At 72.1% G+C, this 13,299-nt stretch carries 12 protein-coding genes; 10 read left to right on the top strand and 2 right to left on the bottom strand.

Annotation, left to right across the window (positions count from 1 at the left end; all coding sequences use genetic code 11):
• The 6 genes from KUM38_RS38485 to KUM38_RS38460 all read left to right on the top strand — a co-directional run bounded on the left by KUM38_RS38485 (position 1) and on the right by KUM38_RS38460 (position 5,004).
• Positions 1-930 (top strand): ABC transporter permease, encoded by a 930-nt coding sequence (locus KUM38_RS38485; protein ID WP_217136780.1) that lies wholly within the window; start codon positions 1-3, stop codon positions 928-930.
• Between the two features lie 14 nt (positions 931-944).
• Positions 945-1,922 (top strand): ABC transporter permease, encoded by a 978-nt coding sequence (locus KUM38_RS38480; protein ID WP_254398304.1) that lies wholly within the window; start codon positions 945-947, stop codon positions 1,920-1,922.
• Positions 1,919-2,935 carry an ABC transporter ATP-binding protein gene (locus KUM38_RS38475; protein ID WP_217136778.1) on the top strand — a complete coding sequence of 339 codons (1,017 nt, stop codon included), beginning with the start codon at positions 1,919-1,921 and terminating at the stop codon, positions 2,933-2,935. The genes KUM38_RS38480 and KUM38_RS38475 overlap by 4 nt, the downstream gene beginning before the upstream one ends.
• Positions 2,928-3,971 carry an ABC transporter ATP-binding protein gene (locus KUM38_RS38470; protein ID WP_217136777.1) on the top strand — a complete coding sequence of 348 codons (1,044 nt, stop codon included), beginning with the start codon at positions 2,928-2,930 and terminating at the stop codon, positions 3,969-3,971. Before KUM38_RS38475 ends, KUM38_RS38470 begins: the two co-directional genes overlap by 8 nt.
• Complete coding sequence (locus KUM38_RS38465) at positions 3,968-4,687, top strand: sulfite exporter TauE/SafE family protein (protein ID WP_217136855.1); 720 nt, start codon at positions 3,968-3,970, stop codon at positions 4,685-4,687. The genes KUM38_RS38470 and KUM38_RS38465 overlap by 4 nt, the downstream gene beginning before the upstream one ends.
• A gap of 140 nt (positions 4,688-4,827) precedes the next feature.
• The gene (locus KUM38_RS38460; RefSeq protein WP_217136776.1) at positions 4,828-5,004 is read left to right on the top strand and encodes a hypothetical protein; all 177 of its coding nucleotides are present in this window, start codon (positions 4,828-4,830) and stop codon (positions 5,002-5,004) included.
• A 230-nt stretch (positions 5,005-5,234) separates the two neighbouring features.
• On the opposite strand, the gene panB is transcribed toward KUM38_RS38460, so the two are convergent.
• On the bottom strand, positions 5,235-6,113 hold the full coding sequence (gene panB, locus KUM38_RS38455; RefSeq protein WP_217136775.1) for a 3-methyl-2-oxobutanoate hydroxymethyltransferase: 879 nt from the start codon (positions 6,111-6,113) through the stop codon (positions 5,235-5,237).
• Between the two features lie 191 nt (positions 6,114-6,304).
• Here panB and KUM38_RS38450 point away from each other — a divergent pair, with 191 nt between their 5' ends.
• The 4 genes from KUM38_RS38450 to KUM38_RS38435 all read left to right on the top strand — a co-directional run bounded on the left by KUM38_RS38450 (position 6,305) and on the right by KUM38_RS38435 (position 11,158).
• Complete coding sequence (locus KUM38_RS38450) at positions 6,305-7,894, top strand: MFS transporter (RefSeq protein WP_217136774.1); 1,590 nt, start codon at positions 6,305-6,307, stop codon at positions 7,892-7,894.
• Positions 7,895-7,969: 75 nt separating this feature from the next.
• The gene (locus KUM38_RS38445; protein ID WP_217136773.1) at positions 7,970-8,590 is read left to right on the top strand and encodes a TetR/AcrR family transcriptional regulator; all 621 of its coding nucleotides are present in this window, start codon (positions 7,970-7,972) and stop codon (positions 8,588-8,590) included.
• A 184-nt stretch (positions 8,591-8,774) separates the two neighbouring features.
• Positions 8,775-9,827 (top strand): endonuclease/exonuclease/phosphatase family protein, encoded by a 1,053-nt coding sequence (locus KUM38_RS38440; RefSeq protein ID WP_217136772.1) that lies wholly within the window; start codon positions 8,775-8,777, stop codon positions 9,825-9,827.
• 113 nt (positions 9,828-9,940) lie between these two features.
• Positions 9,941-11,158, top strand: a complete 1,218-nt coding sequence (locus KUM38_RS38435) for an MFS transporter (RefSeq protein WP_217136771.1) — start codon at positions 9,941-9,943, stop codon at positions 11,156-11,158.
• Positions 11,159-11,493: 335 nt separating this feature from the next.
• On the opposite strand, the gene KUM38_RS38430 is transcribed toward KUM38_RS38435, so the two are convergent.
• On the bottom strand, positions 11,494-13,254 hold the full coding sequence (locus KUM38_RS38430) for an NAD+ synthase (RefSeq protein ID WP_217136770.1): 1,761 nt from the start codon (positions 13,252-13,254) through the stop codon (positions 11,494-11,496).
• Positions 13,255-13,299 lie beyond the last annotated feature (45 nt).

Genomic DNA, 13,299 nt, shown 5'->3' with positions numbered 1-13,299 from the left:
ATGGTCACCTTTCTGCGCAAACGCATCCTCTCCAGCGCCGTCCCCCTGGTGTGCGTGGTGCTGGGCGTGTTCTTCCTGGCCCGGATGACCGGCAACCCGGTCGACCTCTACCTCCCGCTGAGCGCCACCGCCGAGCAGCGCGCGGAGTTCTCCGCCGCGCAGGGCTTCGACCTCTCCGTCCCGGCCCAGCTGTGGAACTACCTCGTCGACGCCGCGCACCTGGACTTCGGCACCTCGCTGCGGACCGGGCAGTCCGCCACCGAGATGGTGCTGGACGCCTTCCCCGTCACCCTCCAGCTCGCCGGCGTCACCATGCTCCTCGCGATCACCGGGGCGGTGCTGATCGGCAGCCTGGCCGCCTACCGGCCCAACTCCCTGGTCGACCGGATCGCCAGCCTGCTGTCGATGACGGCCGCCAGCATCCCCGACTTCTGGTTCGCCGTCATGGGCGTCCTCGTCTTCGGCGTGAGCCTCGCCTGGCTGCCCACCTCGGGCACCCTGGGCGGACCCGAGGTCTGGGTCCTGCCCGTCGCGACCCTGCTGATCCGCCCGTTCGGCGTACTGGTCCAGGTGGTGCGCGGCAGCATGGTCTCCGCGCTCTCCGCGCCCTACGTCAAGATCGCCCGCAGCAAGGGCGCCACGCCCCGGCGGGTGATCTTCGGCCACGCCCTGCGCAACGCCGTGACGCCGGTGCTGACCGTCGCCGGTGACCTGACGGTGGGCCTGGTCAACGGCGCCGTCATCGTGGAGACGATCTTCGGCTGGCCCGGCATCGGCAAACTCATGATCGACTCCATCCTCCAGCGCGACTTCGCGGTCCTCCAGGCGGCCGTCCTGCTGACCGCCGTGACGATCTTCGCGCTGAACATCCTCGTCGACGTCTGCCACGCGCTGACCGACCCCCGAGTACGTCAGGCGGTGCCGGCGTGAGCGAAGGAGGCATCATGACCGAAGAAGAGACCGCGGCCGCGGACGGCCGTGCGGACGCCCCCGAGTCCGCCCCCGCCCGGAAGAGCCCACCGCGCTGGTGGCGGCTGCTCGGCCGGGACCGCACCGCCGCCGTCGGAGCCGTCGTCCTCGCCGTGGTCGTCCTGGTCGCCCTCTTCGGCCGGCTGTTCATCGGCGACCGCGCACAACGCCAGGACCTGGACGCCTCCCTGCGGGCGCCCTCCCTGAGCGACGGCTTCTACGGACTGCTCGGCACCGACGTCCTCGGCCGCAGCGTGCTGGCCCGGCTGATCGACGCCGCCGCGACGACCCTGTCCGTGGCCGTCCCCGCGGTGCTCTGCTCCCTGGTGATCGGATCGGCGATCGGCCTGTGGGCCGGCTACCACGGGGGCCGCCGGGAGAGCGTGGCGATGCGCGTCGCCGACGTCATCCTCAGCTTCCCCTCCCTGCTCATCGCGGTCGTCGTGCTGTACGTCTTCTCGCCCTCCGCACTCAACATCGTGCTGATCCTCGCCGTGGCCCGCATCCCCGTGTATCTGCGCACCTCCCGCGCGGAGGCGGCCGAGCTGAGGAGCCGTCTGTTCGTCGACGCGGCCCGCACCTTCGGCACCCCCAGCCGGCACATCATCCACCGGCACATCCTGCCGATCGCCCTGCCGACGCTGCTGACGGTCGCCACCCTCGACTTCTGCTTCGTGATGCTCACCGAGTCCTCGCTGAGCTTCCTCGGCATCGGCATCCAGCCCCCGGACGTCAGCTGGGGCCTGATGGTCGCCCAGGGCCGGCAGTACCTCCAGACCGCCTGGTGGATCACCGTGCTGCCCGGGCTGGCCATCGTGCTCACCACCGTGTCCGCCACGGTGCTCGCCGCCTGGGCCCGCATCGCCACCGACCCCGCCCAGCGCTGGCGTCTGACGCTGCCCCGCAAGCGCCGCGGAGCCTCCGCCGCCGTTCCCCCGGAGATGATCCCGTGACGACCGCATCCGCATCCGTGCCCGCCCCGTCCGTCCCCGGCCCCGCCCTCGACGTCGAAGGGCTGTGCGTGGACCTGAGCACGGCCTCCGGGACGGTACGCGCCGTCGACGGCGTCAGCTTCAGCGTCCGCCGCGGCCGCACCCTGGCCCTCCTCGGCGAGTCCGGCTGCGGCAAGTCGATGACCGCGCTGTCGGTCGTGGGCCTGCTCGACCCCGCGGCCGAGGTGACCGGAGGCGCCGTACGGGTCAGGGGCGAGGACACCCTGCGGCTCAGCCCGGCCGAGCGCCGCAAACTGGCCGGCCCCGTCCTGTCCATCGTCTTCCAGGACGCCCTGACCGCCCTCAACCCGGTGCAGCCGGTGGGCCGGCAGATCGGCGAGCCGTTCCGCATCCACCGCGGACTCTCCCGGCGCGAGGCCCGGGAGAAGGCGATCGAGCTGATGACCCGCGTCGGCATCCCCGAACCGAGGCAACGGGCCAAGTCCTACCCGCACCAGTTCTCCGGCGGCATGCGCCAGCGGCTGCTGATCGCGATGGCCGTCGCCCTCGACCCCGACGTGCTCATCGCCGACGAACCGACCACCGCCCTCGACGTCACCGTGCAGGCCCAGATCATGCGGCTGCTGCGGGACCTCCAGGACGAGCGGGACATGGCCGTCGTCCTGATCACCCACGACCTCGCCGTGGTCGCCCAGCGCGCCGACGACGTCGTCGTGATGTACGCCGGAACGGTCGTGGAGCAGGGCACGGTGCGCGACGTCTTCTCCGCACCCCGCCACCCCTACACCCGCGGACTGCTCGACTCCGTCCCCGAGGACGCCGAACGCGGACAGCCGCTGCCCGCCGTCCCCGGCAGCCCGCCCGAGCTGAGCGCGGTGCCGCCCGGCTGTGTCTTCCAGGCCCGCTGCCCGCTGGTGCGGGAACGCTGCGTACGGGAACGGCCGTCCCTGCGCGCCACCGGCGACGGACGGTCGGCCGCCTGTCACTTCTCCGAGGAGCTCGACCGTGACTGAGTCCCGCACCACCACCGAGACCGCCGGGCCCCGGGCCGACGGACACCCGCCGCTGCTGGAGGTCCGCGGTGTCACCAAGAGCTTCGGCAGCGGCCGCCGCCGACTGACCGCCCTGGACGGGGTGGACGTACGGCTCGGCCGGGGAGAGACCCTCGGGCTCGTCGGCGAGTCCGGCTGCGGCAAGTCCACCCTCGCCCGGGTGCTGCTCGGCCTGGAACGCCCCGACGCGGGCACGGTGCGGTACGACGGCGTCGACCCGTTCGCCCTGCGCGGCAAGGAACTGCTGAACTGGCGGCGCCGCGTCCAGATGGTCTTCCAGGACCCCTTCGCCTCGCTCAACGCCCGCATGTCGGCCGCCGATCTGATCGGCGAGCCCTGGCGCACCCACAAGGACGTCGTCCCGGACGCGAAGGCGCGCGAGAAGCGGATCCGCGAACTGCTCTCCCTGGTCGGGCTCCGGGACAGCGACGCCCACCGCTACCCCAACGAGTTCTCCGGCGGGCAGCGCCAGCGCATCGGCATCGCCCGCGCGCTGGCCCTGGACCCCGACCTCATCGTGTGCGACGAACCGGTCTCCGCCCTGGACCTGTCGGTACAGGCCCAGGTCCTCAACGTGCTCTCCGAACTCCAGTCCCGGCTCGGCGTCGCGTACGTGTTCATCTCCCACGACCTGTCCGTGGTGCGGTACATCTCCGACCGGGTGACGGTGATGTACCTGGGCAAGGTCATCGAACACGGCGGGACCGAGGACGTCTTCGACCGCCCCCAGCACCCCTACACCGCCGCGCTGATGTCGGCCGCCCCGGTCCTGGACGCCACCCGTGCCGCCCACGACCAGGAGATCCGGCTCAAGGGCGAGATCCCCTCGCCCTTCGACATCCCCTCCGGCTGCCGCTTCCGCACCCGCTGCTGGCGCGCGGAGGACACGTGCGCCACCGAGGTGCCCCCGGTCGTCGTCCGGGAGTCCGAGGGCGACGGCGACGACCACACCGCCCTGTGCCACTTCCCCCTGGAGGCGCGGCCCGCGTGGGCATGACCGGCGCGGAGTTCGCCCTGCTCTCCCTCACGGTGGGCGTCGGCGCGGTGCTCCAGGTGTCCGTCGGCTTCGGCCTGGGCATGATCGCCGCGCCGGTGTTCTCCCTGGTCGACCCCACCTTGGCACCACCGGTGGTGCTGCTGCTCGCCGCCGGGGTGACGGCGGCGGTGCTGGCGCGGGAACGGGGCGCGGCGGACCTGCGCGGCTGCGGCTGGGCCCTCGTCGGACGGGTACCGGGCGCGGCCGCGGGCGCGCTGCTCGTGGTGGTGCTGCCGGCGAAGTACCTCGCACTGCTCATCGCCGGGGTGGTGCTCACCGGCGTCGCGGTGAGCGCGGCGGGGTACGTACCCCGGGCGCGGCGCTCCTCGGTGTTCCTGGCCGGGATGGCGTCGGGGCTGATGGGCACGGCGACCTCCATCGGGGGCCCGCCGATGGCGATGGTGTGGCAGCGGCTGAGCGGGCCGCGGCTGCGGGCCACGATGAGCGCGTTCTTCCTGGCCGGCTCGCTGATGAGCCTGGTCGCGCTGGCGGCGGCGGGGGCGGTCGGGGCGCACACCCTGCAGCGCACGGTACTGCTCGCGCCGGCGGCGGTCGCCGGCGTGCTGCTCGCCGGTCCGCTGACCCGGCGGCTGAACGCGCGGCACACGCGTACGGCGGCCATGGCGCTCGCGGTCGCCGGTGCGGCGGGGCTGGTGGCGCAGCAACTGAGGGCTTAGGCGGCCTAAGTACCTCCTAAGGCCCCGCGCCGGCCGGAAGATACGGAACCCTCCCGATGTGGCGGACCCGCCTCGGAGACGAAGGTGGAGACATCGCGGAAAGCGATGACCGACACCGACTCCTCCGGGGGGAACACACCATGTTCGAGTACGCACTCCACCAGCTCCGTCACGACGACCTTCTCCGCCGCGCGGAGCACGAGCGCCAGGTCCGGCAGGCCCTCCGTCTCCGCCGCACCACCCGCCGCAACGCCGCCCCACACCACACCGAGGCGGAAAGCCATACCCGGCGGCACCGCTTCCCCCGAGCCGCATGAGCCGCCGCTCCTGCCCCTCCTGCCGCTCCCGCGGGCAGTCGTGCCTCCCCCAGTGCCTTAAAGGCCTGGGAGGTGCCCCCAGGGCGGCACGGGTGGGCTGGGGGTACCCCCTCTGGGGGAGGCACCCCGCAAGCGCCGGGCTGCGTAACACCCCCCGCCCAGCCCGGACATGCGCCGGCCCCGCCGACGGGGGAAGATCGACGGGGCCGACAGGGTGGTGCGGCAATGGCTCAGTGCACGGAGTGCGCCTCCGTCGGGAAGGTCCCGCCGACCACGTCCTCGGCGAACGCCTTCGCCGCCCCGCTCATGACCTCACGCAGATCCGCGTACTGCTTGACGAACTTGGGCACACGCCCACCCGTCAGCCCCAGCATGTCGGTCCACACCAACACCTGCGCGTCCGTCTGAGGCCCGGCCCCGATCCCGACGGTCGGGATGTGCAGCACCCGCGTCACCTCGGCCGCCAGCTCCGCCGGCACCAGCTCCAGCACCACCGCGAACGCCCCCGCGTCCTGCACGGCCTTGGCGTCCCGCAGCAGCTGCTGCGCCGCCTCCTCGCCCCGCCCCTGCACCCGGTAGCCCATCGCGTTCACCGACTGCGGCGTCAGCCCGATGTGGGCCATCACCGGGATCCCGGACTCCACCAGCAGCTCGATCTGCCGGTGCGACCGCTCGCCGCCCTCCAGCTTCACCGCGCCGACCCCCGCCTCCTTCACCAGCCGGGTCGCCGAGCGCAGCGCCTGCACCGGACCCTCCTGGTAGGAGCCGAAGGGCAGGTCGCCCACGATCAGGGCGCGCGAGGTGCCCCGTACGACCGCGGCGGACAGCATGGTCATCTCGTCGAGGGTGACGGGCACGGTGGTCTCGTACCCGAGGTGGCAGTTGCCCGCGGAGTCGCCGACGAGCATCACCGGGATACCGGCCTCGTCGAACACGGACGCGGTCATCGCGTCGTACGCGGTGAGCATGGGCCACTTCTCGCCGCGCTCCTTGGCGGCGGCGATGTCGCGGACAGTGATACGGCGCGTGCCCTTGCCCCCGTACAGCGTCCTGCCGTCGGAGGGGGAACCGGACGTCGTCCCGGTCTGGGCAGCCGAAAGCTGCGTCATTGAACCGTCTCCCAACACGTCATCTCGAGGCGCCCTGACGGCGTCCCCGGACCACATCCATGGTGGCACCTCGCCCGGACGAGGGCCAGAGGCATCCCTGTGAGTTCCACCGTGCAATATTCCGGCAAGAACTGGGCGAAACGCTTTCGATACGAGACGGTCTCGTATCGTAAATGACTACTCTGGACCGCATGACTCCTCCCCCCACCCCTGCCCGCCGGGTACCGGAGGCCGTGCACCGGCGCCGTTGGGCGATCCTCGGCGTACTGATGCTGAGCCTGCTGATCGTCGTACTCGACAACTCGATCCTGAACGTCGCCATCAAGACGATCTCCACCCCCGCACCCACCGGCCTGGGCGCCACCCAGAGCGAGCTGGAGTGGGCGATCAACGCCTACACGCTCGTCTTCGCCGGTCTGCTCTTCAGCGCGGGGCTGCTGGGTGACCGGCTCGGCCGCAAGAAGATGCTGATCGGCGGTCTCGTCGCGTTCGGCACCGGCTCGGCGCTCGCCGCGTTCTCCGGCTCACCGGCCGAGCTGATCGGCTTCCGCGCGGTGATGGGGCTGGGCGCGGCGTTCGTCATGCCGGCCACTCTGGCGGTCCTGATGAACGTGTTCGAACGCGACGAACAGCCCAAGGCCATCGGCGTCTGGACGGGCGGCGTGGGCCTGGCCATCGCCATCGGCCCGATCACCGGCGGCATCCTCCTGGACCACTTCTGGTGGGGCTCGGTCTTCCTGGTCAACGTGCCCATCGTGGTCCTCGCCGTCGCCCTGATGCTGTGGCTGGTCCCCGACTCCCGCGACCCGAACCCGGGCCGGATCGACCCCGTCGGCGTCGTCCTGTCCGTGGCCGGACTGGTCCTGCTGGTCTACGGCATCATCAAGGGCGGCCAGCTCGCCGACTTCACCGACGTCACGGTGGTGTCGACGATCGGCGCCGGTCTCGCCGTACTCGCCGCGTTCGTGGCGTTCGAGAAGCGCAGCGACCACCCGTCCGTCGACGTCACCTACTTCAGGAACAAGGTGTTCTCCGCCGCGATCGCCGCGGTCGCGCTGGTCTTCTTCGCGCTGATGGGCGTGACGTTCTTCGCGGTGTTCTACCTCCAGAGCGTGCGCGGTTACTCGCCGCTGGAGACCGGGCTGCTGATGCTGCCGCTGGCCGCCACGCAGATGATCTTCGCGCCCCAGGCCCGCCTCCTGGTGGACCGCTTCGGCGACAAGGCCACCACGGCCACCGGCCTGGTGGTGCTCGCGGGGACACTGGCCGCGTTCGCCACCCTGGACGGAGACACGCCGATCTGGACGCTGGAAGTCGTCTTCTTCCTCATGGGCACCGGCATGGCGTACGTCATGACACCGGTCAGCGTCGTCATCATGCAGGCCCTGCCCCGCGAGAAGGCCGGCTCCGCCTCCGCCCTGAGCAACACCTTCCGCCAGGTCGGCGGCGCCCTCGGCATCGCCGTACTCGGCTCGGTGCTGTCCACCGCCTACCGCAACGGCGTCGAGGACGAGCTCGGCCTGCTGCCGCCCGGCGCACGGCACGCCGCCGGTGAGTCCATCGAGGCCACCCTGGCCGTGGCGGACCGGCTGGGCGCGCGCGGCGAGGTCCTGGCCGGCGCGGCCGACGACGCGTTCCTGCACGCGATGCACATCACGGCGCTGTGGGGAGCGGGCATCACGGTGCTGTGCGCGATCGTCGCCGTGGTGTTCCTGCCCGGCCGTACGCCGACGTCCGAAGGGGACGGGGGGAAGCGGGAACTGGTCTCGGCGGCGGACTGAGAACCCCTGGGCGGTGGACCGTTCCCACCACCCACCGGGGAGAATCGTCCCAGCCCACCGAAAGGACCCGACGACGTGAGCCCGGCCGGCACCGACCCCCGGCGGGACGGCCCCGCACGGGGGCGCCCCCGCAGCGAGGCGGTCGAACGCGCCATCATCGAGGGAGTGATGGAACTCCTGGAGGACGGCGTGCCCCTCGCCGAGCTCTCCATCGAGCGCATCGCCCGCACCGCCGGCGTCGGCAAGGCCACCATCTACCGCCGCTGGAGCGGCAAGGAGCAGCTCTTCGTCGACGTCATGCGCGCCGCCGAGCCGCCGGACCCCCAACTCCCCGGCACGTCCCTGCGTGACGACCTCGTGGTCCTGCTGGAGTCCCTGCGCCGGCGGGGCCTGGCGGGCCGCACCTCGGCGATCCTGCACAACGTGCGCGCCCAGATGAAGAGCAGCCCCGACCTCTGGGCCGCCTACCACGACACCGTCATCGTGCCGCGCCGCAGACTCGGCCTGGAGGTGCTGCGCCGGGGCCGGGAGACCGGCGAACTGCGCGCCGACGTCGACATAGAACTCCTCAACGACATCGTCGTGGGTCCCCTCCTCGTCCGCACCGTCCTGCGCCCCGACGCCGACCTCCCGGACGACCTCGCCGAACAGGTGGTCGACACCCTCCTCGAGGGCCTACGCCCCGTCAGCGGCTGACCGCAGCGTGCGCGTTTCGTCACAGAGGGCGCTTTCACCACCCCCGCCCGGAACTCCCCGAGCGCCCCCGCGCGTCCTCGCCCCCGTACGGCCGTCGCGGGGCGGCAGGAACAGAACCGATCATCCCCTAGGGTCTTCACGAACACGGGGTGACGGCGTGCACGGCAGGTTGTGAGGCGACGGTATGGCGCAGCAGGCGTACATGACGGAGACGGACAACGGCGGTTCGGGGTCCGGGCCGCAGCCGACCCGGTTCCGGCGCCTGCGCGAGCGCCTCACCAGAGGCTGGCGCGGCGACCGCCGCATCTGGCGCCGCGGCCTCGTCCTGGCCGCCTGCGCGGTCCTGCTGGCGCTGGTCATGCTGGCCCACGGCCACATCCCGAACGCGATCGGCAACCTGGGCAGCCTGGTGGACACCTTCCTGCCCTGGCTGGGGCTGCTGATCCCCGTGCTGCTCGTCCTCGGCCTGATCCGCAAGTCGGCGACGGCACTGATCGCGACGATCCTGCCGGTGGCCGTCTGGCTGGACCTCTTCGGCGGCCTGCTCACCGACAAGACCGCCACGGGCGGCGACCTCACGGTGGCCACGCACAACGTCAACGCCGACAACCCGGACCCGTCCGCCACCGCCCGCGACGTGGCCGCCTCGGGCGCGGACGTGCTGGCCCTCGAGGAGCTGAAGGCGTCGCAGGTCCCGACGTACGAGCGGGCGCTGGCGTCGACGTACGAGTACCACGAGGTGGTCGGCACCGTCGGCCTGTGGAGCAAGTACCCCCTGAGCGACGTGAAGGCGGTCGACATCCGCCTCGGCTGGAAGCGCGCGATGCGCGCCACGGTGGACGCCCCCGCAGGCCAGGTCGCCGTCTACGTCGCCCACCTCCCCTCGGTCCGGGTGAAGCTGGAAGCGGGCTTCACGGCCCGTCAGCGGGACAAGAGCGCCGACGCCCTGGGCGAGGCCATCGCCGACGAACCGCTGCCGAACATCGTCCTGCTCGGTGACCTGAACGGCACGATGAACGACCGCGCCCTGAACGCCGTCACCTCCCAGATGCGCTCCACCCAGGGTGCCGTGGGCAGCGGCTTCGGCTTCAGCTGGCCGGCGTCGTTCCCGATGGCGCGGATCGACCAGATCCTGGTCAAGGGCGCCGAACCGGAGAGCTCCTGGACCCTCCCGGCCACGGCGAGCGACCACCTCCCCATCGCGGCCCGTGTGAGGGTCACCACACAGGACGACTGAAAACCGCAGGTCAGCCGCCCTTCCTTCACCTGCTCGTCATTCAACGGAATACCGGACCTGCGAGACTTTGTTCCGCACGTGAACATATTGCGTCCCTGAAAGGTCCGTACGTCATGCCCCTGGCCCTGCTCGCCCTTGCCGTGGGTGCCTTCGGCATCGGTACCACCGAGTTCGTGATGATGGGGCTGCTCCCCGACGTCGCGGACGACCTCGGCATCTCCCTCCCCAGCGCGGGTCACCTGGTCTCGGCCTACGCCCTGGGCGTGGTCGTCGGCGCCCCGCTGCTGGCCGCCGCGACCGCGCGGATGGCCCGCCGCACGGTCCTGATCGCCCTCATGGCCCTCTTCGTGGCGGGCAACGCCCTCTCGGCGTTCGCCCCCGACCACACCTGGCTGCTGGCCGCCCGCTTCCTCAGCGGCCTCCCGCACGGCGCCTTCTTCGGCGTGGGAGCGGTGGTCGCCACGACGATGGTGGCCCCGGAACGCAAGGCCCGCTCGGTCTCCCTGATGTTCCTCGGCCTGACCACGGCCAACGTGGTGGGTGTCCCCGTGGCCACGCTCATGGGCCAGAACTTCGGCTGGCGGGCCACCTTCCTCGGGGTCAGCGCCATCGGCCTGGCGGCGATAGCGTCCCTGGCCCTCCTGATCCCCCGGGACCGCACCCCCGCCCCCCGGTCCGCGCTGCGCGGCGAACTGGCCGCCCTGCGCTCCCTCCCGGTCTGGCTGGCCCTCGGTACGACGGTCGCGGGCTTCGGAGCCCTCTTCGCGGCGTACAGCTACATCACGCCGATGCTGACCGAATCCGCGGGGTACGCCGACACGAGCGTGACGCTGCTGCTGGCCCTGTTCGGCGTGGGCGCCACGGCCGGCAACCTGCTGGGCGGCCGGCTGGCCGACCGCTCCCTGCGCGGGACGCTGTTCGGCGGTCTGGTGTCGCTGACGGTGATCCTGGCGCTGTTCCCGCTGCTGATGCGGACGGAGGTGAGCGCGGCGCTCGCGGTGACCGTGCTCGGTACGGCGGCGTTCGTGACGGGGTCGCCGTTGCAGCTGATGGTGATGGAGAAGGCGTCCGCGGCACCGTCCCTGGCCTCGTCGGCCAACCAGGCGGCCTTCAACCTGGCGAACGCGGGTGGTGCGTGGATCGGGGGCCTGGCGCTGTCGGCGGGCTTCGGGACGACGTCGCCGGCGCTCGCGGGGGCGCTGCTGTCCGCCTTCGGCGTCGGGGTGGCGACGGTGGCGTACGCGGTGGACCGCAGGGTGACGCCGGTCGCCGGCCGCGAGCGGGTGGTCGCGGGGCGCGTGCCGCGGCAGCACGAGGCGAGCGGCGTCTGAACGGGGGGCGCCCGGCGCCTTGCCGGGTGCGCCGTGTCGGTGTGGGCCGGGGGTAGGTCGCGCGGCCCGGCGCCAGCGGGGTGCCTCCCCCACTCTCGACTTCTCCCCCACTCTCGACTTCGCTCGAGCGGGGGGACCACCCCCATGAGCGGGAGGTACCCCCACCGCCCACCCGTGCCGCCCTGGGGGCACCTCCCAGGCCTTCAAGGCACTGGGGGAGGCACGACCGCCCGCGGTGGCGGCGGTAGGTAGCCGCTCTCGACACGGCTCCGACCCACCCACCCACCGCAGGCGCTACCGCAACCCCCACCGAAGCCGCAGGCGTCTGACGCGCGTCAGACGCGCACCCCCTCGCGCCAGCCGTTCGTGATCGGCAGCCGGCGGTCCTTGCCGAAGCCCTTCGGGGAGATCTTCGTGCCCGGCGGATACTGCCGCCGCTTGTACTCCGCCCGGTCCACCATCCGCAGCGTCTTCGTGACCAGCTCCGCGTCGAACCCGGCCGCGACGATCTCGTCCGCCCCCCGGTCCCGGTCCACGTACAGCGCCAGGATCGCGTCCAGCACCGGATAGTCCGGCAGCGAGTCCGTGTCCACCTGCCCCGGCCGCAACTCCGCGCTCGGCGGCTTCGTGATCGAGTTCTCCGGGATCGGCGGCGTCTGCCCCCGCTCCGTCGCCGCCCGGTTGCGCCACTCCGCCAACCGGAACACCGACGTCTTGTACACGTCCTTGATCGGCCCGTACGCCCCCACGGAGTCCCCGTACAGCGTCGAGTACCCCACCGCCAGCTCCGACTTGTTCCCCGGCGCCAGCACGATGTGCCCCTCCTGATTGGAGATCGCCATCAGCAGCGTCCCCCGCAGCCGCGACTGCAGGTTCTCCTCCGCCAGCCCCGTCAGCCCCAGCGCCCCCATGTACGCGTCGAACATCGGCTCGATCGCAACGGTGCGATAGTTCAGCCCGGTCCGCCGCGCCAGCTCCGCCGCGTCGTCCTTCGAGTGCTCCGACGAGTACTTCGACGGCATCGACACGCCGTACACGTTCTCCGCGCCCACCGCGTCGCACGCGATCGCGGCGACCAGCGCCGAGTCGATCCCCCCGGACAACCCGATCAGCACCGACCGGAACCCGTTCTTCGCGACGTACGCCCGCAGCCCGACCACCAGCGCGGAGTACACCTCCTCGTCGTCGTCGAGCCGCTCGGCGTACCCCCCGGACGACGAGGCGTCGTACGCGGGCACGGGCGCCTCCGACAGCACGACCCGGTCGATCCGCAGCCCGTCGTCGACGATCCCCGTCGGCGCGTCGGCCTCCGCCGCCGGAAGCTCGAGATCGACCACGACACACGCCTCGGCGAACTGCGGCGCACGCGTCACGACCTCGCCGTCACGGTCCACCACGATCGAGTCCCCGTCGAAGACCAGCTCGTCCTGCCCGCCCATCATCGCGAGGTACGCGGTCGTGCATCCGGCCTCCTGCGCACGCTTGCGCACCAGCTCCAGCCGGGTGTCGTCCTTGTCCCGCTCGTACGGCGAGGCGTTGATCGACAGCAGCAGCCCGGCCCGCGCGGACCGCGCCGCCGGCACCCGCCCCCCGTCCTGCCACAGGTCCTCGCAGATGGCGAGGGCGACGTCGACCCCGCGCACCCGCACCACCGGCATGGTGTCGCCGGGCACGAAGTACCGGAACTCGTCGAAGACGCCGTAGTTCGGCAGGTGGTGCTTGGCGTAGCTCAGCACCACCTCACCCCCGTACAGCACGGCGCCCGCGTTCTGCGGCGCACCGGCCGGCTGCCCGTACTTCGGCTGGGCGGCGGCGCTGCGGTCGAGGTACCCGACGACCACCGGAAGGTCCCCGAACCCCTCCTCGGCGAGCCGCGCGGCCAGCGAGCGCAGCGCCGCCCGCGAGGCCTCCACGAAGGACGACCGCAGGGCGAGGTCCTCGACGGGATACCCGGTCAGCGCCATCTCGGGGAACGCCACGAGGTGCGCTCCCTGCTCGGCGGAGTGCCGGGTCCAGCGGACGATCGTTTCGGCGTTGCCGACGAGGTCACCGACGCTCGAGTCGATCTGATTCAGGGCGAGACGTAGTTGAGGCACGGGCCCAGTGTAATCGTCAAAGCGACGCGATGTCCCGGAGCCCCG

The organism is Streptomyces sp. AC558_RSS880 (genome assembly GCF_019049255.1).
In the GTDB taxonomy this organism is placed as follows: Bacteria; Actinomycetota; Actinomycetes; order Streptomycetales; family Streptomycetaceae; genus Streptomyces.
Note: the sequence above shows the minus strand (reverse complement) of the source record. Positions and strands in the feature narration are given on the sequence as shown.

Excerpts from the sequence above, each read along its gene's own strand:
- KUM38_RS38465 (WP_217136855.1), top strand. The coding sequence starts at position 3,968 with ATGACCGGCGCGGAGTTCGCCCTGCTCTCCCTCACGGTGGGCGTCGGC.
- KUM38_RS38480 (WP_254398304.1), top strand. The coding sequence starts at position 945 with ATGACCGAAGAAGAGACCGCGGCCGCGGACGGCCGTGCGGACGCCCCC.
- KUM38_RS38435 (WP_217136771.1), top strand. The coding sequence starts at position 9,941 with ATGCCCCTGGCCCTGCTCGCCCTTGCCGTGGGTGCCTTCGGCATCGGT.
- KUM38_RS38450 (WP_217136774.1), top strand. The coding sequence starts at position 6,305 with ATGACTCCTCCCCCCACCCCTGCCCGCCGGGTACCGGAGGCCGTGCAC.
- panB (WP_217136775.1), bottom strand. The coding sequence starts at position 6,113 with ATGACGCAGCTTTCGGCTGCCCAGACCGGGACGACGTCCGGTTCCCCC.
- KUM38_RS38485 (WP_217136780.1), top strand. The coding sequence starts at position 1 with ATGGTCACCTTTCTGCGCAAACGCATCCTCTCCAGCGCCGTCCCCCTG.
- KUM38_RS38440 (WP_217136772.1), top strand. The coding sequence starts at position 8,775 with ATGGCGCAGCAGGCGTACATGACGGAGACGGACAACGGCGGTTCGGGG.
- KUM38_RS38460 (WP_217136776.1), top strand. The coding sequence starts at position 4,828 with ATGTTCGAGTACGCACTCCACCAGCTCCGTCACGACGACCTTCTCCGC.